22 protein-coding genes are annotated in these 21,002 nt (G+C 75.6%); 15 read left to right on the top strand and 7 right to left on the bottom strand.

Features of this window, described 5'->3' with window-relative positions:
* Window positions 1–51: 51 nt before the first annotated feature.
* From rsmD to GOBS_RS19625, 12 genes are all read left to right on the top strand, one after another.
* Window positions 52–606: a 16S rRNA (guanine(966)-N(2))-methyltransferase RsmD gene (gene rsmD, locus GOBS_RS19680; RefSeq protein ID WP_012950024.1), complete on the top strand. Its 555-nt coding sequence runs from the start codon at window positions 52–54 to the stop codon at window positions 604–606.
* Entirely contained in the window at window positions 603–1,085 is a 483-nt protein-coding gene (gene coaD / locus GOBS_RS19675; protein ID WP_012950023.1) for a pantetheine-phosphate adenylyltransferase, read from the top strand. Before rsmD ends, coaD begins: the two co-directional genes overlap by 4 nt.
* A 73-nt stretch (window positions 1,086–1,158) precedes the next feature.
* Window positions 1,159–1,848: a hypothetical protein gene (locus GOBS_RS19670; RefSeq protein ID WP_012950022.1), complete on the top strand. Its 690-nt coding sequence runs from the start codon at window positions 1,159–1,161 to the stop codon at window positions 1,846–1,848.
* 266 nt (window positions 1,849–2,114) lie between these two features.
* Window positions 2,115–2,762 carry a YceD family protein gene (locus GOBS_RS19665; protein ID WP_012950021.1) on the top strand — a complete coding sequence of 216 codons (648 nt, stop codon included), beginning with the start codon at window positions 2,115–2,117 and terminating at the stop codon, window positions 2,760–2,762.
* Between the two features lies 1 nt (window position 2,763).
* Window positions 2,764–2,943 carry a 50S ribosomal protein L32 gene (gene rpmF, locus GOBS_RS19660; protein ID WP_012950020.1) on the top strand — a complete coding sequence of 60 codons (180 nt, stop codon included), beginning with the start codon at window positions 2,764–2,766 and terminating at the stop codon, window positions 2,941–2,943.
* A gap of 17 nt (window positions 2,944–2,960) precedes the next feature.
* Window positions 2,961–3,773: a ribonuclease III gene (rnc, locus tag GOBS_RS19655; RefSeq protein WP_012950019.1), complete on the top strand. Its 813-nt coding sequence runs from the start codon at window positions 2,961–2,963 to the stop codon at window positions 3,771–3,773.
* A gap of 6 nt (window positions 3,774–3,779) precedes the next feature.
* A complete protein-coding gene (gene mutM, locus GOBS_RS19650; RefSeq protein WP_012950018.1) occupies window positions 3,780–4,658 on the top strand; it encodes a bifunctional DNA-formamidopyrimidine glycosylase/DNA-(apurinic or apyrimidinic site) lyase in 879 nt (292 codons plus the stop codon).
* 52 nt (window positions 4,659–4,710) lie between these two features.
* Window positions 4,711–4,998, top strand: coding sequence for an acylphosphatase (locus GOBS_RS19645; protein WP_012950017.1), 288 nt, complete (start codon window positions 4,711–4,713; stop codon window positions 4,996–4,998).
* 149 nt (window positions 4,999–5,147) lie between these two features.
* Entirely contained in the window at window positions 5,148–5,339 is a 192-nt protein-coding gene (locus tag GOBS_RS19640; RefSeq protein ID WP_012950016.1) for a hypothetical protein, read from the top strand.
* Between the two features lie 86 nt (window positions 5,340–5,425).
* Complete coding sequence (smc, locus tag GOBS_RS19635) at window positions 5,426–8,992, top strand: chromosome segregation protein SMC (protein WP_012950015.1); 3,567 nt, start codon at window positions 5,426–5,428, stop codon at window positions 8,990–8,992.
* Window positions 8,992–9,828, top strand: a complete 837-nt coding sequence (locus GOBS_RS19630) for an endonuclease/exonuclease/phosphatase family protein (RefSeq protein WP_012950014.1) — start codon at window positions 8,992–8,994, stop codon at window positions 9,826–9,828. The genes smc and GOBS_RS19630 overlap by 1 nt, the downstream gene beginning before the upstream one ends.
* A complete protein-coding gene (locus GOBS_RS19625) occupies window positions 9,825–10,307 on the top strand; it encodes a GNAT family N-acetyltransferase (RefSeq protein ID WP_012950013.1) in 483 nt (160 codons plus the stop codon). Before GOBS_RS19630 ends, GOBS_RS19625 begins: the two co-directional genes overlap by 4 nt.
* Here the strand turns inward: GOBS_RS19625 and GOBS_RS19620 are convergent.
* Together GOBS_RS19620 and GOBS_RS19615 are read right to left on the bottom strand one after the other, a co-directional pair.
* A complete protein-coding gene (locus GOBS_RS19620; RefSeq protein WP_012950012.1) occupies window positions 10,304–11,119 on the bottom strand; it encodes an endonuclease/exonuclease/phosphatase family protein in 816 nt (271 codons plus the stop codon). The two genes, GOBS_RS19625 and GOBS_RS19620, sit on opposite strands and share 4 nt — an antisense overlap.
* An 82-nt stretch (window positions 11,120–11,201) precedes the next feature.
* Window positions 11,202–12,881: an alkaline phosphatase D family protein gene (locus tag GOBS_RS19615; protein WP_012950011.1), complete on the bottom strand. Its 1,680-nt coding sequence runs from the start codon at window positions 12,879–12,881 to the stop codon at window positions 11,202–11,204.
* Between the two features lie 71 nt (window positions 12,882–12,952).
* Between GOBS_RS19615 and ftsY the strand changes: the two genes are divergently transcribed.
* Window positions 12,953–14,176: a signal recognition particle-docking protein FtsY gene (ftsY, locus tag GOBS_RS19610; protein ID WP_012950010.1), complete on the top strand. Its 1,224-nt coding sequence runs from the start codon at window positions 12,953–12,955 to the stop codon at window positions 14,174–14,176.
* Window positions 14,177–14,244: 68 nt separating this feature from the next.
* On the opposite strand, the gene GOBS_RS19605 is transcribed toward ftsY, so the two are convergent.
* The 5 genes from GOBS_RS19605 to GOBS_RS19590 form a co-directional block, all read right to left on the bottom strand.
* Window positions 14,245–16,089: a SpoIIE family protein phosphatase gene (locus GOBS_RS19605; protein WP_012950009.1), complete on the bottom strand. Its 1,845-nt coding sequence runs from the start codon at window positions 16,087–16,089 to the stop codon at window positions 14,245–14,247.
* Window positions 16,090–16,180: 91 nt separating this feature from the next.
* A complete protein-coding gene (locus GOBS_RS19600; RefSeq protein ID WP_012950008.1) occupies window positions 16,181–16,960 on the bottom strand; it encodes an energy-coupling factor ABC transporter ATP-binding protein in 780 nt (259 codons plus the stop codon).
* Window positions 16,957–17,739 (bottom strand): cobalt ECF transporter T component CbiQ, encoded by a 783-nt coding sequence (cbiQ, locus tag GOBS_RS19595; protein WP_012950007.1) that lies wholly within the window; start codon window positions 17,737–17,739, stop codon window positions 16,957–16,959. The genes GOBS_RS19600 and cbiQ overlap by 4 nt, the downstream gene beginning before the upstream one ends.
* 1 nt (window position 17,740) lies before the next feature.
* Window positions 17,741–18,067 carry a PDGLE domain-containing protein gene (locus GOBS_RS28310; protein ID WP_208104326.1) on the bottom strand — a complete coding sequence of 109 codons (327 nt, stop codon included), beginning with the start codon at window positions 18,065–18,067 and terminating at the stop codon, window positions 17,741–17,743.
* A gap of 44 nt (window positions 18,068–18,111) precedes the next feature.
* Window positions 18,112–18,813 (bottom strand): energy-coupling factor ABC transporter permease, encoded by a 702-nt coding sequence (locus GOBS_RS19590; protein ID WP_208104325.1) that lies wholly within the window; start codon window positions 18,811–18,813, stop codon window positions 18,112–18,114.
* A 346-nt stretch (window positions 18,814–19,159) separates the two neighbouring features.
* Here GOBS_RS19590 and GOBS_RS19585 point away from each other — a divergent pair, with 346 nt between their 5' ends.
* Complete coding sequence (locus GOBS_RS19585; RefSeq protein WP_012950006.1) at window positions 19,160–20,530, top strand: ammonium transporter; 1,371 nt, start codon at window positions 19,160–19,162, stop codon at window positions 20,528–20,530.
* Entirely contained in the window at window positions 20,527–20,865 is a 339-nt protein-coding gene (locus GOBS_RS19580; protein WP_012950005.1) for a P-II family nitrogen regulator, read from the top strand. The genes GOBS_RS19585 and GOBS_RS19580 overlap by 4 nt, the downstream gene beginning before the upstream one ends.
* The last annotated feature ends 137 nt before the right edge of the window (window positions 20,866–21,002 follow it).

Here is a 21,002-nt window from a genome sequence, read left to right as displayed (position 1 = left end):
CCCCCTCACCCCTCGCACGCTCGGGGCGAGCCTCTGGACGGGGCCGGAGGCGTGACCAGGATCATCGCCGGCGCCGCCGGGGGACGGCGGCTGAAGGTGCCGCCGTCGGGCGTGCGGCCCACCGGCGACCGCGCCCGGGAGGCGTTGTTCAACAGCCTCGGCACCTTGCTGGACCTCGAGGGGGCCGCCGTCCTGGACCTCTACGCCGGGTCCGGGGCGCTGGGGTTGGAGGCGCTCAGCCGCGGCGCGTCCCCGGTGGTGTTCGTGGAGAACGGCCCGCGGGTGCTGCCGGTGCTGCGGGCCAACCTCGAGGCGGTAGGCCTGCCCGGCGGGCGCATCGTGTCCGGCTCGGTGCCCTCCGTCGTCGCCGGGCCGCCGCCGGCCCGTTTCGACCTCGTCCTCGCCGACCCGCCCTACGCCACGCCGCTGCCCCAGGTCCTCGGCGTGTTGGCGGCGCTGCTCAGCGGGGAGTGGCTGGCCGAGGGCGCCGTCGTCGTGGTCGAGCGCTCCAGCCGCGAGGCGCCCTTCGAGTGGCCGACACCCCTGCGCGGACTGCGCGACCGCCGCTACGGCGAGGCCGTGCTCCGGTACGGTCGCTGTCCGTGAGGCGAGCGGTCTGCCCCGGGTCGTTCGACCCCGTGACGAACGGCCACGTCGACGTCGTCAGCCGGGCCGCGGCCCTGTACGACGAACTGGTCGTCGCCGTCCTGGTGAACCCCGGCAAGGCCGGGCTGTTCACCGTCGACGAGCGCATCGCGCTGCTGCGCGACGCGGTCGCCGACGTCCCCAACGTTGTCGTCGACAGCTTCCAGGGCCTGCTCGTCGACTACTGCCGCAGCAACGACATCCCGGTGATCGTCAAGGGGTTGCGCGCGGTCAGCGACTTCGAGTACGAGCTGCAGATGGCGCAGATGAACCGCGAGCTGGCCGGGGTGGAGACGCTCTTCGTGCCCACGGCCCCGCAGGTCGGCCACCTCTCCTCCAGCCTGGTCAAGCAGATCGCCACCTTCGGCGGCGACGTCTCGGGGCTGGTGCCCAAGGCCGTGCACGAGCGGCTCATCGCGCACCGGGAGCAGGGGACGTGACGGAGCTCGCGAGGTCACCCGAGGACACCGCACCGCCGGTCGCGGCTCCGACGAGCGCCGGTGAGGAGGAGACGTGACGGAGGTCGTCTACCGGCTGTACGAGACCGTCGACGAGCTCAGCAGCGTCATCGAGAACGCGCGCAGCGTGCCGATGTCCGGCGGCTCGTGCATGGTCCCCCGCGACGTCGTGCTCGACCTGCTCGACGACCTCCGCGAGAACCTGCCGGCCGAGGTGCACAAGGCCGGCGCGATCGTCGAGCAGCGCACCGAGATCCTCCAGCAGGCGCAGGCCGAGGCGGAGCGGCTGACCGGCCGCACCCGCAGCGAGACCGAGCAGGTGGTCGGCGCGGCGCGGCGGCAGCGCGAGGAGATCCTCGGCACGGCCCGCCGGCAGCGCGACGACCTGCTGGCCCGCGCCCAGGCCGAGGCCGAGGACCTGCTCGCCCGCGCCGAGGAGGAGGCCGAGCAGATCGCCGAGGAGGCCCGCCGGCAGTACGACGCGCTGATCGCCGAGGCCCAGGCCCAGCAGGCGGAGATCCTGGCGGCCGCGCAGGCCGAGCACGAGCGGCTGATCAGCGAGACCGAGGTCTACCGGGGCGCGGTCGACCGCGCCGACGAGCTCGGGGCGCGGACCGCAGCGGACGTCACCCGGATGCGCACCGAGGTCGACGAGTACGTCGACACCCGGCTGGCCGACTTCGGCGGCACCCTGGAGCGGATGCTGCGCTCGGTGGAGAAGGCGCGCGCCAGCCTCCGCGAGTAGTAGAAGGACCCCGCGTCCCCCATCCCTCGCAGGTCGGCCTCGCCCGGAGGCTCACCCCCAGCGTGCGAGGGGTGAGAGGGGCGAGGTCCTTCTACTGACGCGGGGCCGTCCGGACCGTCACCACGCTCGGGGCGGTGTCCTGCAGGGGCCTCCTGCGGGCCGGACGGGCCGCGGCGCGCATCGGGTAGGCTGGGCACCTGGTCCGACCGCCGGAGGTCCCCGCACCCCGGCCGGCCTCCTCCCCGACGCCTACCGCGAGTACCGACATGCCTGCCGCACAGCCGCCCCGCCCAGGCGCCGCGTCCCCGGACGCCCGGCGTCCCGCCGCCAACCCCTGGTCCGTGGACCTGCGCGAGCTCGGCCGCCGCGCCGGCTCCATGCAGGAGCTGGAGCGCACCCTGCCGGCGCCCGCTGACTGGCGGGTGGAGCTCATCGGCGTCCCCGAGGGCGCCGAGGTCCGGCTCCGGCTCCGGCTGGAGTCGGCGATGGAGGGCGTGCTGGTCAGCGGCGAGGTCGACGTCCCCGTCACGGGCTCGTGCGCGCGCTGCCTGGAGCCGATCGAGGACACCCTCGAGCTCGACGTCCAGGAGCTGTTCGCCTACGCGGGCAGCACCACCGAGGCCACCAGCGAGGAAGACGAGGTCCGCCGCGTCGAGGGCGACCACATCGACCTCGAGCCGATGGTCCGCGACCTCGTCGTCCTGGGCCTCCCGCTCGCGCCGACCTGCACCGAGGACTGCGCCGGCCTCTGCGTCGACTGCGGGCAGCGCCTCGACGACCTGCCCGCCGACCACACGCACGAGCAGCTCGACCCGCGCTGGGCCGGGCTGGCTCGCCGCTTCGGTGCCTCGCAACCCGACCGTTTCGCCTCCGCACCGGGCACCCCCGGTGCGGACAACCCAGAGGAGAACTGACGTGGCCGTCCCGAAGCGGAAGATGTCCCGCGCCAACACCCGCGCCCGGCGCTCGCAGTGGAAGGCGTCCGCGCCCACCCTGACGCCGTGCCCGAACCGCGCCTGCGGCCAGCCCAAGCCGCCGCACCAGGCCTGCCCGAACTGCGGGCAGTACGCGGGCCGTCAGGTCCTCTCGGTCTGACCCCGGCAGGACCAGCCGTGGGGACGACGGCCACCGGTACCCAGCCCACTGCGGGCGGGGCCGCCGGCCGTTCCCCGGCCGGTGTCGCGCACGCCGACCGCGCGGCCGCCTGGCTCCTCGACGCCCTGGGTGTCGAGCTGCCCGGCGGCCTGCTGGCGTTGGCGCTGACCCACCGCTCCTACGCCTACGAGCACGGCGGGCTGCCGACCAACGAGCGGCTGGAGTTCCTCGGGGACTCGGTGCTCGGCCTGGTCGTCACCGACGAGCTCTACCAGCGGCACCCTGATCTCCCCGAGGGCCGGCTGGCCAAGCTGCGGGCCTCGGTGGTCAACATGACGTCGCTGGCCGGCGTCGCCCGCCGGCTCGGCGACGGCGGCCTGGGGCCGCACCTGCTGCTCGGCCGCGGTGAGGAGACCACCGGCGGCCGGGACAAGGACTCGATCCTCGCCGACGCCGTGGAGGCGATCATCGGGGCCGTGCACGTCGGGCTCGGCCTGGACACCGCCGCGGCGATCGTGCACCGGCTGTTCGACCCGCTGCTGGACCAGGCCGCCACCCGCGGCGCCGGCCTGGACTGGAAGACCAGCCTGCAGGAGCTCGGCGCCCGGCTGGGGCTCGGTGCGCCGACCTACGTGGTCGAGGACACCGGCCCCGACCACGCCAAGACCTTCACCGCCGCCGTCGTCCTCGCCGGCACGGTGTACGGCCGCGGCGCCGGCCGCACCAAGAAGGCCGCCGAGCAGGAGGCCGCCGAGGCCGCCTGGCACGCCCTCTCCGACGGCGCCGGCCCCGACGGCGCGGCCGTCGCGGCCGGATCCGGGGCGAGCTGAGCCGACGTGCCCGAGCTGCCCGAGGTCGAGGTGGTCCGGCGCGGCCTGGAGCGCTGGGTCGCCGGACGCTCCGTCGCCTCCGTCGAGGTCCACCACCCGCGCGCCGTCCGCCGCCACCTCGAGGGCGCCGAGCACTTCGTCGCCGCGCTGACCGGGCGCACCCTCACCGCCGCCCACCGCCGCGGCAAGTACCTGTGGCTGCCGCTGGCCGAGGGCGACGGCACGCCGGCCGGCCAGGCGCTCGTCGCCCACCTCGGGATGAGCGGCCAGCTGCTGGTCGAGAAGCCCACCCAGCCCGACGAGACCCACCTGCGCGCCCGCTTCACCTTCACCGACGGCGGTCGCGAACTGCGTTTCGTCGACCAGCGCACGTTCGGCGGGCTGGCGGTGGAGGACACCGGCGAGGGCGACACCGTGCCGCCCCGGGTCGCGCACATCGCGATCGACCCACTGGACCCGGCCTTCGACGAGGCCGAGTTCTCCACCCGGTTGCGTCGGCGGCGCACGGAGGTCAAGCGCGCGTTGCTGGACCAGACGCTGATCGGCGGCGTCGGCAACATCTACGCCGACGAGTCGCTGTGGCGAGCCCGGTTGCACGGCAACCGCCCGACCGACCGGCTCACCCGGGCCCAGGTCGGCGCGCTGCTGGAGGGCGTGCGCGACGTCCTCCACGAGAGCCTGGCGCAGGGCGGCACCTCCTTCGACTCGCTCTACGTCGACGTCAACGGGCAGAGCGGCTACTTCTCCCGGCACCTAGCCGTCTACGGCCAGGCCGACCGGCCGTGCCCGCGCTGCGGGACGCCGATCGTGCGCGAGTCCTTCATGAACCGCTCCAGCTACAGCTGCCCGCAGTGCCAGCCGCGCCCGAGAGCCCGCCGACCGTGAGCGGACGGGAACGGGCGAGCAGCGGAGCGCTCCGCGGGATCGGACCACGGGGATGGTGAGCGGGGAGGGCGGACGGCGCCGGGTCGTGGCCCTGGTCTCCGGTTCGGTGCAGGGCGTCGGCTACCGCTGGTTCGTCCGCGGACGGGCCGCGGCGGCCGGTCTGGCGGGGTCGGCGACGAACCTGCCCGACGGGCGCGTCGAGGTCGTGCTGGAGGGGGCGGACGCCGCGGTGAGGGCCGTCCTGGTCGATCTGCAGGGCGATCAGGCGCCCGGTGCGGTGACGCGGGTCGACGTCCGGGACGAGCCGGTCCAGGGGAGTTCTGGCTTCACGACGGCGTGACCAACGTGACACCTCCCCGACACGGGGACGTTGGAGTGTGCCCGTTGACCTGCGTGTCCGGGCCTGTCACCCTGGGAACACACGGACCGCGCCGACCGTCGTACGGGGCGCAGGTCACACCTCCACGCAGTCGAAAGGCCGTTGTTGCCATGGCCAAGGCCCTGTTCGGTCACGTCGTCGCCCCCGCGGAGCTCCGAGTAGTCGAGGAGAACGCCGTCCTGCGAGCCCGGGTGCGCCGACTGGAGCAGGAACTGGAGGAGCTGCGCGCCCAGCGCGACGCCGCCATCGCCCACGAGCTGCTCAGCCTGGCCGGCGACAACGCCGAGCCCGCGCTCGCCTGAGAGAGGGCCCCTCTGCCCTCCGCCACTCGCGGGCTCGCGGCGGGACCCTGCAGAGGGGCCGACCGCTGGGCAGGTAACTCGCCGTCGTGCACCTCTCCAGCCTGACGCTGAAGGGCTTCAAGTCCTTCGCGTCCGCGACGACCCTGCGCCTGGAGCCGGGGATCACCGCTGTCGTCGGCCCCAACGGGTCCGGCAAGTCGAACGTCGTCGACGCCATCGCCTGGGTCCTGGGCGAGCAGGGGGCCAAGAGCCTGCGCGGCGGCAAGATGGAGGACGTCATCTTCGCCGGCACGGCCGGCCGCCCGGCTCTCGGCCGGGCCGAGGTGACGCTCACGATCGACAACTCCGACGGCGCGCTGCCGATCGACTACACCGAGGTGTCGATCACCCGTCGGATGTACCGCTCCGGGGAGAGCGAGTACGAGATCAACGGGGACAAGGTCCGGCTGCTCGACGTCCAGGAGCTGCTCAGCGACTCCGGCATCGGCCGCGAGATGCACGTCATCGTCGGCCAGGGCCAGCTCGACGCCGTCCTCTCCGGCCGCCCGGAGGACCGCCGCGCCTTCATCGAGGAGGCCGCCGGTGTCCTCAAGCACCGCAAGCGCAAGGAGAAGGCGCTCCGCAAGCTCGACGCGATGCAGGCCAACCTCGACCGGCTCGCCGACCTCACCGCCGAGCTGCGCCGCCAGCTCAAGCCGCTGGGCCGGCAGGCCGAGGTCGCCCGCCGCGCGGCCGGCGTGCAGGCCGACCTGCGCGACGCCCGGCTCCGGCTGCTCGCCGACGACCTCGTGCAGCTGCGCGACGCGCTGGACGAGGACGTCGCCGACGAGGCCGCCGCCCGGCAGCGACGTGCCGTCGTCGAGGCGGAGCTGGCGCGGACGTCGGCGCGCGAGTCGGCACTCGAGGTGCAGCTCGCGGCCGACGCCCCGCTGCTGGCCACCGCCCAGGACACCTGGTACCGGCTGTCGGCCCTCATCGAGCGCTTCCGCGGCATCGTGCAGCTGGCCGCCGAGCGGCACCGTCACCTCTCCGCCGCGCCGCCCGCGCCCGCCGCCGGCCGGGACCCCGACCAGCTCGAGGCCGAGGCCGACCGGGTCGCCGCCACCGAGGAGCAGCTGGCCGCGGGGCTGGCGGCCGAGCGCGGCCGGCTGGCGTCCGCCGTCGCGATCCGCAGCGAGCTGGAGGCCGCCCTCGCCGAGGCCGAGCGCGCCTGGGTGGCCGCCGCCCGCGCGCTGGCCGACCGCCGGGAGGGCCTGGCCCGGCTCTCCGGCCAGGTCGCCGCCGCCCGCTCGCGCGTCGCCGCGGGGGAGTCGGAGATCGAGCGGCTCGCGCTCGCCGCCGGCGAGGCCGCCGACCGGGCCGAGGTCGCCGCCGAGCGGCTGGCCGAGCGCCGGGAGGCGGTGGCCGAGCAGGAGGACGGCGACGTCGCGCTGGTCACCGCCCACCAGGACGCCGTCGCCGCGCACGCCGAGGCGGCCCGGGCGGTCACCGAGCTGGCCGCCGCGGAGCGCGCCGCCGAACGCGACCGCGCCTCTTGCCAGGCCCGGCGCGACACCCTCGCCCAGGGCCTGGCGCCGGCCGACGGCGCCGCGGCCGTGCTCGCCGCCGGCCTGCCCGGCGTGCTGGGCCCGTTCGCCGACCGGGTGACCGTCGCGCCCGGTGGGGAGGTCGCGCTGGCGGCCGCCCTGGCCGGCATGGCCGACGCCCTCGTCGTCGACTCCGTCGCCGGGGCCGCCGCGGCGCTGGCACACCTCAAGGACGTCGACGGCGGCCGGGCCGGGCTGCTCGTCACCGGCGGCCTGCCCGCGCTGCCCCGGGAGGGCTGGCCGGAGCTGCCCGAGGGCGTGCGCTGGGCCCGCGACCTCGTCGACGCCCCCGAGGAGCTGCACCCGGCTCTGGACCGCGCGCTGGACCGGGTCGCCGTCGTGCCCGGCCTGGACGCCGCCGTCACCCTCGTCGGCACGCACCCGCGCGTGCGGGCGGTGACCGCGGACGGCGACCTGGTCGGCTCCGACTGGTCGGCCGGCGGCCAGGCCAACGCCCCCTCCGGCCTGGAGGTCCGCGCCCGGGTGGACGACGCCGGCCGGGAGCTGGCCGCCGCGGCCGCCCGCGCCGCCGAGCTCGCCGACCGGCTGGCCACCGCGCGCGAGACCGCCCGCGCGCGCTCCGCCGACGTCGACGAGGCCCTCGCCGCGCGCCAGACCGCTGACCGCAGCCGCTCCGCGGTCGCCGCGCAGCTGGCCGAGCTCGGCGCCGCCGCCCGCTCCGCCGCCGCCGAGGCCGAGCGCTCCTCGGCCGCCCGGGTCCGGGCCGAGCAGGCGCTCGAGCAGGCGCAGACCGCGCTCACCGCGCTGGAGCAGCGTCTGGCCGAGGCCGAGGCCGCGCCGGTCGAGGAGGAACCCGACCCCGCCGAGCGGGACCGGCTGCGGCTCGAGGCGGCCGCGGCGCGGCAGACCGAGACCGAGGCGCGGCTGGCCGTCCGCACCGCCGAGGAGCGGGTCCGGGCGTTGTCCGGGCGGGCCGAGTCGCTGCGCCGGCAGGCCCGCCAGGAGCGCGCCGCCCGTGAGCGCGCCGCTGCGGCCCGGGTGGCCCGCGAGCGCGGCGCGCAGGTCGCCGCCCGGGTGCGGTCCGGCGCGGAGGCGGCGCTCACCGCGCTGGCGTCGTCCCTCGCCCGGGCCGTCGTGGAACGGGACGAGCTGGCCCGCGTGCGCACCGCCCGCGAGGCCGAGCTGCTCGAGGTGCGCGTCGCCGTCCGCGCCGCCACCGCCGAGCTGGAGCGGCTGACCGACGAGGTGCACCGCGACGAGGTGGCCCGCGCCGAGCAGCGCTACCGCATCGAGGCACTCGAGGGCCGGGCGGCCGAGGAGTACGGCGTCGACCTGCCCACCCTGCTCGGCGAGTACGGGCCCGCCGCCCCGGTGCCGCCCACCCCGGCGCAGGTCGCCGCCGCGCAGGCCGCGGGGGACCCCGAGCCGGCCCCGGTGCCCTACGACCGTGCCGCCCAGGAACGCCGCGCCGCCAGGGCCGAGCGAGACCTGGCCACGCTGGGCAAGGTCAACCCGCTGGCGCTGGAGGAGTTCGCGGCGCTGGAGGAGCGGCACGGCTTCCTGGCCACGCAGCTCGAGGACCTCAAGGCCACCCGCCGCGACCTGCTCACCGTCGTCCGCGAGGTCGACGGGCGCATCCACGACGTCTTCGCCTCGGCCTTCGCCGACGTGCAGCGGGAGTTCGAGCAGGTCTTCGCCGTCCTCTTCCCGGGCGGGCACGGCCGGCTGCACCTCACCGACCCCGAGGACATGCTCAGCACCGGCGTCGAGGTCGAGGCCAGGCCGCCCGGCAAGAAGGTCAAGCGGCTCTCGCTGCTGTCCGGCGGCGAGCGGTCGCTGACCGCCGTCGCGCTGCTCGTGGCGATCTTCCGGGCCCGGCCCTCGCCGTTCTACGTGCTCGACGAGGTCGAGGCCGCGCTCGACGACGTCAACCTCGGCCGGCTGCTCACCCTCGTCGAGCAGCTCCGCGCGACCTCGCAGCTGATCGTCATCACGCACCAGAAGCGGACGATGGAGATCGCCGACGCGCTCTACGGCGTCAGCATGCGCGGCGACGGCATCACCGGCGTCATCAGCCAGCGTCTCCGGGAGGCCGAGAGCGCCTGATGGCCGACGCGGACGGGCTGCGGGTGCTCACCTGGAACCTGTGGTGGCGCTTCGGCGCCTGGCAGGACCGGCAGACGGCGATCGAAGCGGAGCTGGCGGCCGCGCGGCCCGACGTCTGCGCGCTGCAGGAGGTCTGGATCGGCCCCGAGGGCGACCAGGCCGAGCTGCTCGCCGGGCGGTTGGGCATGCACGCGGTCGTCGCCCCGAGCCCGGCGCCGGGGCGCTGGCAGCGCCGCCTCGGGGATCCGGCCATCGGCTTCGCCAACGCCGTCCTCAGCCGCTGGCCGATCACCCGCAGCGCCGTCCACGAGCTGCCGGCACACCCTGGGGAGGACGGGGAGCGGACCGTCCTGCACGCGGAGATCGCCGCCCCGGGAGGGACGGTTGACGTGTTCACCACGCAGCTGGACTCCGCTCCCGACCGCTCGGCCACGCGCTGCGCCCAGGTGGAGGAGGTCGTGCGTTTCGTCGCGGCCCGCGCGGGCACGGCGCACCCGCCGGTGGTCACCGGTGATCTGAACGCCGAGCCGGACTCCGACGAGATCCGGCGGCTGTGCGGGCACAAGACCGCACCGGTCGTGCCGGGCACCGTGCTCGTCGACGCCTGGCGCTACGCCGGTCCGGATGAGGCCGGCTGGACCTGGGACCGGCGCAACCCGCACGTGGCGGCGACCTTCGAGCCGAGCGCGCGGATCGACTACGTGCTGGTCGGACCGCCCACCGCCGGAGGGCGCGGACACGTGCGCGGCGTCCGGCTCGTCGGCGACCGGCCCGTCGACGGCGTGTGGCCGTCGGACCACTGCGGGGTGCTCGCCGAACTCGGGGGCGCCCGGTGATCAAGGTCCGACGGGTCGCCCCGGGGGAGTGGGCGGTGCTCCGCGACGTCCGGCTGCGCGCGCTGCTCGATGCACCGTCGGCATTCGCCTCCACCCACGCCCGCGAGGTGGCCTTCGGCGAGGACGAGTGGCGTGCCCGGATCGCCGGTGGTCCGTGGTGGCTGGCCTACGTGGACGGCGTCCTCGTCGGCATGGTCGCCGGCTACGGCACGGACGACGAGCCCGGCGTCCGCCACCTCGTGTCGATGTGGGTGGCAGCCGAGGCGAGGGGCACGGGGGCGGCGACCGCGCTGGCCGGGGAGATGTGCCGCTGGGCCGCCGCGGACGGCGCACGGACGGTGAGCCTCTGGGTGGCCGACGGCAACGACCGGGCGCGCCGGTTCTACGAGCGCCTCGGCTTCACCGGCACGGACGAGCGGCAGCCCCTGCCCAGCGATCCGGGCACCGGCGAGGAGCGGATGGAGCGCGTCCTCCGCTAGACCCCGGAGCGCACCTCGAGGTCGACGACCAGCGGCAGGTGGTCGGAGGCGCCGGCGCCGTCCAGCACGTGCGCCCGGCTCACGCCGACGCCGGGGGAGACCCACACCTGGTCGATCCGCCGGTGCGGACGCCGGGCCGGGTGCGTCCCGCCGCGCCGGGCCTGCCAGAACCGCCAGCCGGCCCGGTCCTCGCGGTCGGGGGCCAGCTCCCAGGCGTCGGTGAAGCGACCGGTCAGCCGGGCGAGCTCGGGGGCCCGCGGGTCGGCGTTGAAGTCCCCGACGAGGACGCCGGTCTCCATCGGCTCGGTGTGCAGCTGCGCGATCGCGGCGATCTGCTCGGCGCGCTCCTCCGGCGAGCAGGTGGAGAGGTGGGTGGTCGTCACCCACAGCGCGGCGCCGTCGAGCTCGACCATGGTCCGCAATGCGCTGCGCGGCTCGCCGCTGCCGGGCAGCGGGTGGACGTCGCTGATCAGGACGGGCAGCCGGGACAGCAGCGCGTTGCCGTACTGGCGGCGCAGCCCCTCGTCCCGGCGCGGCTCGTCGATCGCCGGCCCCCAGGCCAGTTGCATGTCCAGCGCCCGGGACAGCAGCAGGGCCTGGTCGACGTCCTCGCTGCGCCCGCCGAAGTGCCGGTCCACCTCCTGCAGGCAGATGAGGTCGGCGTCCGCGGCCGCGAGCACCGTGGCCAGCCGGGGGAGGTCGTGGCGGCCGTCGTCGCCGACGCCGTGGTGGGTGTTGAAGGTGACCAGCCGGACCGGGACCGGCGGCTGGTCGGGGCCGGGAGCGGGCCTCGTGCCCAGGGGGTCGCTCACGAATCCTCCTCGCTGGCGCTCGTCGGCTCCGTTCGCGGGCGCTGCTGTGCCCATGGTGGGCTCGCGAGCCCGCTCACCTGCGTCAGCCTGTCACCTCCGCCGGGACCGGGTTCGACAGCGGCAGGTCGGCGACCAGCCGCAGCCGCCCCTGGCCCCCGTCGTCCCGGTCGCTGACGAACAGCCGGAACGAGGCGTCGCGGTCGTGCAGCACCAGCTCGCCGAGCTGGTTGCCGAAGTACGGCCCGGCCTGCTTGGCCCAGTCCAGCTCGGAGGGGCGGACCCGGGCCAGGCGGGACATCCCCGTGGTGAGCCGGCGGGCCCAGCGGCTCCAGCCGATGCGGAAGCCCACGCGGATCGGGTGCGGCGCCTGGTTGTGCAGCGGGGACACGGTCAGCTGGTGCACCCGGGTGCTCAGGCCGTCGGGCTGCACCAGCTCGGCGGCGTAGGCGTGGTGGACGTCGCCGGAGAGCACCAGCGCGGTCGCCGGCGCCCGGCCCTGCTCGCCCCGGGCCAGCCCGACCAGGGCGCGGCCCAGCCGCTCGAAGGAGTCGCCGAACGCGGCCCAGTGCTCCAGGTCGGCGGCCTGCCGGAGCTGTTCGGAGACCCAGCCCAGGGGGCGGCCCAGGTGCCGCCGGACGAGCGTCTCGTTCCACCGCTCCACCTGGTGGATGGCGTGCGGCAGCAGCCAGGGCAGCGAGGTGCCCAGCACCAGGTGCTCGACCCCCTCGTCGACGGCGCGGCGCATCGCCGCCTCCACCCAGGCGAACTCGTCCTCGTCGAGCATCCCGCGGGTCGACTCCTCCAGCACCCGGCCGGCCCGGCTGTCGACCATGATCATCCGCGCCTCGCCCCAGTGCCGCACGTAGCTCCAGCGGACCGAGCGGGGGTCGCGGTCGGCGGCCTCGGCCATGGCCTGCAGCACCGGCTCGGCGTCGTCCCGGTGCTCCTGCACCGCCTGCCAGGTCTCGTTGTCGGCCAGCTCCTGCGGGCTGAGGTTGCCCAGGTGCTGGTAGACCCAGTAGCTGACCAGGCCCCCGCAGATCCGGCGGGTCCACCAGTCCTGCCCGGTCACCTTCCGGCGCCAGGCGGCGGAGGTGTTCCAGTCGTCGATCATCTCGTGGTCGTCGAAGATCATCGACGACGGCACGGTCGACAGCAGCCAGCGCACCTGGGGATCGCTCCAGGACTCGGCGTAGAGCCGGGTGTACTCCTCGAAGTCGTCGACCTGGGCGTCCCGCGGGGTCGGTTGCTGCCGGCGCAGGGAGAGCCACTGGCGGGTCGCGCGGGTGAGCTCGTCGGCGTAGACCTGGTCGCCGAGCAGCACCAGCGCGTCGGGCCAGGTGTCCTCGGGCTGACCGGTCAGCCGCGCGGCGTAGGTGTCCAGCGCGTCGGGCGGGATGCCCTCGTCGGCGTCGACGGTGCTCGGGGTGGCATAGCGGCAGGAGCCGAAGGCGATGGTGAACGGCCCGGGCCGGCCCGGCGTCCGGATCCGGCTGCGCGGGTACGCCGACGAGGCCTCCGGCCACACCTGCTCGCCGTCCAGACGCACCTCGTAGGGCGTGGCGCTGCCCGGCTCCAGCCCCTCGACGACGACCAGGGCGTAGTGGTGGCCGCTCACGCCGAAGGTGCGGGCGCGGCGGCCGAGCACCTCCACCTCGCACGGCCGGTCGGTCTCCACCCACACGGTGGCCGACACCGGGTCGACGTGCCGCAACAGGGGACCGAGGAGGAGGACCGGGTTCTCCCGGCCGGGCAGCGGCATGCCGCCCAGGGTGGCCCACCCGCGCGGGTTCCGCACGGACCTGCGCTGCGGGGGCTGGGAGACTGCGGGCCATGGAGTTCGTGCTGATCGCGATCGCGATCCTGCTCGTCGGGCTGATCCTCGGGGTCAGCCTGCTCGTCGGTCGCGGCCGGCGGACCACCCGGCTGGACGACGACGCCGCCACCGGCACCACGCTCACCCGGCCGCGCCCGCCCACACCGACGGAGGCGCCGCCGCGGCCGTCGGGGGCGACGGCCAGCGGGATGGGGACGACGGCCGAGCCGGACGCCGTCTCGCCCGAGGCCCCGCCGGACGTCGTGCTCCCCCCGGCCGAGCCCGAGCCCGGCCTGGTCTTCGAGACCCCGCCGCCCTCGGCCGGCCGGCTGGTGCGGCTGCGGTCGCGGCTGGCCCGCTCGCAGTCGAACCTGGGCCGCGGCCTGCTCACCGTCCTCGCCCGCGAGCGGCTCACCGAGGACGACTGGGAGGAGGTCGAGGAGACCCTGCTCGCGGCCGACGTCGGCGTGGCCGCCACCCAGCAGATCGTCGACCGGCTGCGCACCCAGTCGATGGTGCTGGCCACCGCGTCCGGCCCGGAGCTGCGCCGGCTGCTGGTCCGGGAGCTCACCGCCGTCCTCGGCCCCGACCTCGACCGCTCGCTGGGCGTGGACCGGCACGACGGCCGGCCGGGGATCGCCCTGGTCGTCGGCGTCAACGGCGCCGGCAAGACCACGACGGTCGGCAAGATCGCCCGCGTCCTGGTCGGCGACGGCAAGAGCGTCGTCCTGGGGGCCGCCGACACCTTCCGCGCCGCCGCGGCCGACCAGCTGGAGACGTGGGGCGAGCGGGTCGGCGTCCTCACCGTGCGCGGCCGGGAGGGGGCCGACCCGGCGTCGGTCGCCTTCGACGCGGCGCGCACCGGGATCGAGGGCGAGGTCGACACCGTGGTGATCGACACCGCCGGCCGGCTGCACACCAAGGGCGGCCTGATGGACGAGCTCGGCAAGATCAGGCGGGTCGTCGAGAAGGTGGCGCCGGTGACCGAGGTGCTGCTGGTCCTCGACGCGACGACCGGCCAGAACGGCGTCGTCCAGGCCCGGGTGTTCACCGAGGCGGTGACCGTCACCGGCGTCGTCCTCACCAAGCTCGACGGCACCGCCAAGGGCGGCATCGTCGTCGCCGTGCAGCGCGAGCTCGGCATCCCGGTCAAGCTCGTCGGGCTGGGGGAGGGCGCCGACGACCTGGCGCCCTTCGAGCCCGAGGCGTTCGCCGAGGCGCTCGTCGGCGGAGCCGACTGAAGGAGGACCCCCTTCCAGTACGTCACCAGGCTGGCGGCGGGACCCTGCAGCGGAGCTGCTCCCGTCCGTCACCGGGCCGGCGGACCTGCCCGGCTGACGTGCAGCGCGACCAGCGCGACGTCGTCGGCGTACTCGGGGTCCATCCGGGCCAGCAGCCCGTCGCTGAGCTCCTGGACCGGCAGACCGGCCAGCTCGGTGCCCGCCTCGACCAGTCGGACGAGGCCCTGGTCGAGGGTGGCGTCCCGGCGCTCGACGAGGCCGTCGGTGTAGAGGACGACGGTGTCGCCGGGGTGCAGCGTCACCGTGGCGTCGGTGCGCTCCACAGCCGGGTCCACCCCCAGGAGCAGCTCGGGCTTGCGTTCGAGCAGCCGCGCCGAGCCGTCGGCCGCGAGCAGCAGCGGGGGCAGGTGGCCGGCGCTGGACCAGCGCAGCGTCCGCTCCTGCGCGGCGGCCTGCTCCGGCGTCTGCTCGACGCGGGCGAGCAGCGCGGTGACCAGCGTGGTCATCCCCAGGTCGTGCAGCGCCCGGTCGAGGGCCGACAGCGCACGGGCCGGGGGCGCATCGAGGGCGTGCACGACACCGCGCAGCACGTTGCGCAGCTGGCCCATCACCGCCGCGGCGACCTGGTCGTGCCCGGTGACGTCGCCGACCACCAGCGTGGTGGCGCCGTCGGGAGAGAGGAAGGCGTCGTACCAGTCCCCGCCGACCTGGGCCTCACGCGCTGCAGGCCGGTAGCGGACGGCGATGCGCAGGCTGTCGGCCTCCGGCGGGTCGGTGAGCATGGAACGCTGCAGCGTCTCGGCCAGGCTGCGCGTCTCGCTGGCCCGCCGCCGCTCGGCTTCCAGCCGCACGACCCGGTCCACGGCCTGGGCGCACTGCGCGGCGTAGGCCTCCAGCACCCGCACGTCGTGGTCCTCGAAGGCCCGGGCCGCCGCCCAGCCGATCGTCCAGGACCCGAGCAGCCGGCCGCCGGCGCGCAGCGGCAGGGCTGCCCAGGAGCGGAGGCCCAGTGCCCGGCACAGCTGCCACTCCTCGGTGTCCGGCCGCTCGCCGGCGTCGGGGACGAGCACGATCTGCCCGGTGGCGGCCACGGCCATCGGCAGCGGGAGGTCGGGGTCCAGGTCGGCCGACACCAGCCGCCCGTCCCGGCTCTCGGTGAGCGTGAGGCCCTGGGGTCCGGCGAGGGCGACCGCCGCGGCGTCGGCCTGCAGCGCCGAGCGGCTGTGCTCGAACAGCAGCTCGAGCAGCTCGGCGGTGGTCTCGGCGGCGGCGAGGGCGGAGACGGTGGCCGCCAGCCCGGCCAGCGAGCTCGCGGTGCGGCGCTCGCGCGCGCTGCTCTCGCGCAACTCGGCGTTGAGGCGCTCCAGCTCGCGGGTCCGGGCGAACAGGTCGGCCTCCACCCGCTCGACCCGGTGCTGCCCGCGGACGGCCTCCTGCCGGGCCTCCTCGCGGCCGCGGACGTAGTCGGTGATGTCGTCGGAGCGGTGCAGCAGCAGGACCACGCGACCCTCGTCGTCGAGGATCGGCACGTTGCGCGGGCTCCAGAAGCGCTCGACCCAGGTGCCGTCCGGGAGCGGGATGTCGTACCTCTGGATCGCCATGGTGACCGGCCGGCCGGTGTCGCGGGCATGGGCCAGCGAGTCGCCGAGGTTGCGGATGCCATCGGCGCCGGGGTCGTCGGGATTCATCGGGAAGACGTCGAACAGGTGCCGGCCCACCGTCTCCTCGAGGGTGGTGGCGGTCGCCTCCAGCCGGGCCCGGTTGGCGTGCACGATGACCAGGTCGGAGGTCAGCAGCAGGAACGGAGCCGGCGCCTCGTCGAAGACGCGCGCGAAGTCGGGCGCCGGCAGGTCCTCGGGCGCCCTGCGCCCCTCCTGCCCGTCGTCGTCCGGACGCTGCTGTCCCGCGGTCACCGCGCTGGTCTCCTCCCCGGACGGCTCCTGATCACCGGCGGCACTTACCCCGCCGCCGTGATCCACACGGGCGGCGGGGGCCCGGTCGAGGTCAGGGCACGGTGCGCGGGTCGAAACCGTAGGGCAGCTCCAGCCGGTGGCGGGCGAGCAGGTCCGGGTCGGCGAGCAGCTCGCGGGTCGGCCCGTCGGCCACCACGACCCCGCCGTCGAGGACCACCGAGCGCGGGCACAGCTGCAGGGCGTAGGGGAGGTCGTGGGTGACCATCAGCACCGTCACCGCCAGCGACTCCAGGACCTCGGCCAGCTCGCGCCGCCCGGCCGGGTCGAGGTTGGACGACGGCTCGTCGAGCACCAGCACCTCGGGGTGCATGGCCAGCACCGTGGCCACGGCGACCCGCCGGCGCTGGCCGAAGGAGAGGTGGTGCGGGGGCCGGTCCGCCACCCCGGTCATCCCGACCTGTGCCAGCGCGGCGGTCACCCGGGACTGCACCTCGTCCTCGGGCAGACCGAGGTTGCGCGGGCCGAAGGCGACGTCCTCGCCGACCGTGGGCATGAACAGCTGGTCGTCGGGGTCCTGGAACACGATGCCGACCCGCCGCCGGACCTCCTGCAGGTTGCGCCGGTCGACCGGCAGGCCGGCCACGTGCACGCTGCCGCGCCCGCCGGTCAGGATGCCGTTGAGGTGCAGCACCAGCGTGGTCTTGCCGGCGCCGTTGGGCCCGAGCAGCGCCACCCGCTCGCCGCGCTCGACGCGCAAGTCGACCCCGTAGAGCGCCTGGTGCCCGTCGGGGTAGGCGAAGGCGAGGTCCGCGACACGCAGGGAGGGCTCCGGACCGGAGGAGCCCTGGGTGGAGGGGGCGGGGCTGGTCACCCGAGCAGCAGACCGGACACCAGGACGGCGGCCGCACCCAGCGGGAGGACGAGAGCGGTCAGCCACGCCTGCACGGGCACGACCGCGACCGGCCCGCCCGGCATCCGGCCGGTGTAGCCGCGCGACAGCATCGCCAGGTGCACCCGCTCCCCGCGCTCGTAGGAGCGGACGAACAGCGACCCCGCGGCCGGGCCGAGCACCCGCAGCGCGCCGAGGTTGCGGCCCTCGAACCCGCGGGACTCGCGGGCCACCCGCATCCGCGCCAGCTCGCCACCGACGACGTCGGCGTACCGGATCATGAACATCAGGATCTGCACGAGCAGCGAGGGCAGCCGCAGCCGCTCGAGTCCGGCCAGCAGCGCCCGGGGCTCGGTGGTGGCGGAGAGGACGACGGCGGCGAGCACCGACAGCGTCGCCTTGGCCAGCAGCCCGCCGGCGGCGGCCAGACCGCTCTCGGAGACCGCGATGCCGGCGACCTCCACCCGCGGCCCCTGCGCCACGAAGGGCAGCAGCAGGGCGAACAGCACGAACGGGACCTCGATGGCGAGCCCGCGGGCCAGCCGGCCCGGCCCGACGCCGGCCACGGCCGCGGCGAGGAGCACCAGCGCCAGGTACCCGCCGTAGGCCGCCCACGACCAGGTGGCGTGCACGGGGGTCGCGACGACGACCAGCGCGAAGCCGAGGACGGCGACGAGCTTCGCGTGTGGCCCCAGCCGGTGCACCGGGCTATCCCCGGCGAGGTAGGCGGCACCCAGGACGCCGCCGTGCACCGCCGCCACGTCAGTCCTCCGCGGTCGCGGCGCCCCGGCCGCGGCGGCGCAGCAGCAGCGCGAGGCCACCGGCGAGCAGCAGGGTCACCAGGACGCCGACGACGCCGGCCAGCCCGCCGGACAGCCGTTCGGAGCCGACGCCGGAGACGCCGTAGTCGGCCAGCGGCGAGGCCGCAGCCGCGCTGTCCTCGGCGGTGTCGAGGAAGCCGGCCTGCTCGGCGGCCCACTCCAGCCCGTCGGGGGAGGCGCTGGCGTACCAGCTGACGACCCCGGCCACGACGAGGGCAACGGCCAGGCCGACGACCCAGAGGCCGCGGCCGCGCCTCACCGTGCTCACCGGCTCGCTCCCGGCCGGCGGAGCCGGCACGTGCGCAGAGCCGCTCACCGGGCTCCCGCCGGCACCGAGGTGGGCCGCTCGGCCAGCACCGTCGCCCGGCGCAGCGCCCGGGCGCCGTGGACCAGGTCGGGCCGGACGGCGAGGACCGCACCGACCACCGCAACGGTGATGGCCGCCTCGCCGAGCCCGATGAGCACGTGCACACCGCCCATGGCCGCGGCCACCGTGCCCACCGCCACGTCGGCGACCCCGCCGACCGCGAACAGCCCGACGAAGGCCAGCGCCGCCACCGGCACCGAGACGAAGGCCGCCGTGCCGGCCGCGGCCAGCACGCCGGCGCGCGTCGTCGGCAGCACCGCCGCCAGCAGCCGGAACACCGCCCAGCCCACCGCGATCGCGACCAGGCCGAGCAGGGTCACGTTGGTGCCGAGTGCCGTCAGCCCGCCGTCGGCGAACAACAGGGCCTGCACCATGAGCACGACGGTCATGCAGAGCACCGCCGTCCACGGGCCGACCAGGACGGCGGCGAGCACGCCACCCATCAGGTGCCCGCTGGTGCCCGCGCCGACCGGGAAGTTGACCATCTGCACGGCGAAGACGAAGGCGGCGCTGAGGCCGGCCAGGGGAGCGGTGCGCTCGTCGAGCTCGCGCCGGGCGCCGCGCAGCGCCAGGGCCACGCCGCCGGCGGCCACGGCCGCCGTGGCGACCGACGTCGGGGCGTCGAGGAACCCGTCGGGAACGTGCACGCTGCCTCCTCGGGAGGGCTGCCCTGCCTGGTGCGGCGGACGACTCCGGCCGACCTTATTGCAGTCCTCTCGCAGTTGCACACTCCTTGCAACAAGGCGCAACGGGCCCCTGGGAGCCGCGGCGCAACACGGCCGGAACAGATGAGCCGGACACGCGGGTGGGAGTTCACCGCCCGGAAACAGTGGCGCGCCGGTCGCCGAAACGTGCCGACGGCACGGTGAACGCCACGTCGCCCCTCCGCGGAGAGGCGCCGCTCAGCCCCCGGCCCGGGCGTCCCCGACGTCCCGGCCCCGCCCCCGTGGCCTGCGTCCGACGCCGGCCACACCGATCCGTCAGGAGGTTGCCGTGGACACCGGCGACACCGCATGGGTCCTGGCCAGCGCCGCCCTGGTGCTGTTCATGACCCCCGGACTGGCGCTCTTCTACGGCGGCATGGTCCGCGCGAAGAGCGTCCTCAACATGATGATGATGAGCTTCGGCGCGCTCGCCCTGATCAGCGTGCTATGGGTGCTCTACGGCTACTCGATGGCCTTCGGCGACGACATCGGCGGCGGCCTGCTGGGGGACCCGCTGGAGTTCGCCGGGCTCTCCCCGCTGCTGGGCACCAGCGGCCTGGACGGCGGCTTCCAGCCCGAGAGCCTCGTCTTCACGGTGCCCTCGATGGCCTTCGTCGCCTTCCAGGCGATGTTCGCCATCCTCACCGTCGCGCTGATCTCCGGCGCCATCGCCGACCGGGCCCGCTTCGGCCCGTGGATGGTCTTCGCCGGCGTCTGGGCGACGCTGGTCTACTTCCCGGTCGCGCACTGGGTCTTCGCCTTCGACGGCGCGGAGTCCGAGACCGGCGGCTGGATCGCCAACGACCTGCTGGCCATCGACTTCGCCGGCGGCACCGCGGTGCACATCAACGCCGGTGCGGCGGGCCTCGCGCTGGCCCTGGTGCTGGGCAAGCGGCGCGGCTTCGGCCGTGACCCGATGCGGCCGCACAACCTGCCGCTGGTGATGATCGGCGCCGGCATCCTGTGGTTCGGCTGGTTCGGCTTCAACGCCGGCTCGGCGCTCGCCGCCAACGGGCAGGCCGCCGAGGTCTTCGTGACCACGCTGGTCGCCACCGGCGCCGCCACCCTCGGCTGGCTGCTGATCGAGAAGCTGCGCGACGGCCACGCCACCTCGCTGGGCGCGGCTTCCGGCGTCGTCGCCGGCCTGGTCGCGATCACCCCGGCGTGTTCCTCGGTGACCCCGGTCGGCGCGATCCTCGTCGGGCTCGTCGCCGGCATCGTCTGCGCCCTGGCCGTCGGCCTGAAGTACCGCCTCGGCTACGACGACTCGCTGGACGTCGTCGGGGTGCACCTCGTCGGCGGCATCTGGGGCACCCTGGCGGTGGGCCTGTTCGCCTCCGCGTCCACTACCGCCGGCGTCGACGGTCTCCTCTACGGCGGCGGTGTCGACCAGCTGTGGCGGCAGGCGGTGGGTGCCGGTGCGGTGCTGGCCTACTCCTTCGTCCTCACCCTGGTGATCGGCGTCGTCATCGCCAAGACCATGCGTTTCCGGGTCACCGAGGAGCAGGAGGTCACCGGCATCGACTCGGTCGTGCACGCCGAGACGGGCTACGACCTCGACTCCCTCGGCGGCGGCAGCGGGCGCGGTGCCGCGACACTAGGTGTCCAGGCCCACGCGGAGGCCCGCAACACCAACGTCACCGAAGGGAGCCGGGCGTGAAGCTCGTCACCGCCATCGTCAAGCCGTTCAAGCTCGACGACGTCAAGAACGCCCTCGAGCTGATCGGCATCGCCGGGCTCACCGTCAGCGAGGTCCAGGGCTTCGGCCGTCAGCGGGGCCACACCGAGGTCTACCGCGGGGCGGAGTACCAGGTGGACTTCGTGCCGAAGGTCCGCATCGAGGTCGTGGTCGGCGAGATCGAGGCCGCCCGCGTCGTCGACGCCATCGTCGAGGCCGCCTCCACCGGCCAGATCGGTGACGGGAAGGTGTGGGTGACCACGATCGACGAGATCGTGCGCGTCCGCACCGGCGAGCGCGGGGCCGACGCGCTCTGAGACCCGGCCCCCTGCAGGGGCCCGCGGCGAGCTCGCGAGCCGTGGGGGGCAGGGGGTCCTTCAACGGCCGGGGTGGCGGGTCGAGCACCTGCCGCCCCGGCCGACGCCGTTCCGGAGGAGTTCTCGACAGGAGCGAG

The sequence above is a fragment of the Geodermatophilus obscurus DSM 43160 genome (assembly GCF_000025345.1).
GTDB classification, from domain to species: Bacteria; Actinomycetota; Actinomycetes; order Mycobacteriales; family Geodermatophilaceae; genus Geodermatophilus; species Geodermatophilus obscurus.
The sequence above is the reverse complement of the archived record's forward strand: the minus strand, read 5'-3'. Positions and strand labels throughout refer to the sequence as shown.

Bases quoted from the DNA above. Each gene is read 5' to 3' on its own strand.
- GOBS_RS19615 (WP_012950011.1), bottom strand. From the start codon at position 12,881: ATGCCGCTGCCCGGCCGGGAGAACCCGGTCCTCCTCCTCGGTCCCCTG.
- GOBS_RS19665 (WP_012950021.1), top strand. From the start codon at position 2,115: ATGCCTGCCGCACAGCCGCCCCGCCCAGGCGCCGCGTCCCCGGACGCC.
- GOBS_RS19630 (WP_012950014.1), top strand. From the start codon at position 8,992: ATGGCCGACGCGGACGGGCTGCGGGTGCTCACCTGGAACCTGTGGTGG.
- GOBS_RS19645 (WP_012950017.1), top strand. From the start codon at position 4,711: ATGGTGAGCGGGGAGGGCGGACGGCGCCGGGTCGTGGCCCTGGTCTCC.
- ftsY (WP_012950010.1), top strand. From the start codon at position 12,953: ATGGAGTTCGTGCTGATCGCGATCGCGATCCTGCTCGTCGGGCTGATC.
- GOBS_RS19640 (WP_012950016.1), top strand. From the start codon at position 5,148: ATGGCCAAGGCCCTGTTCGGTCACGTCGTCGCCCCCGCGGAGCTCCGA.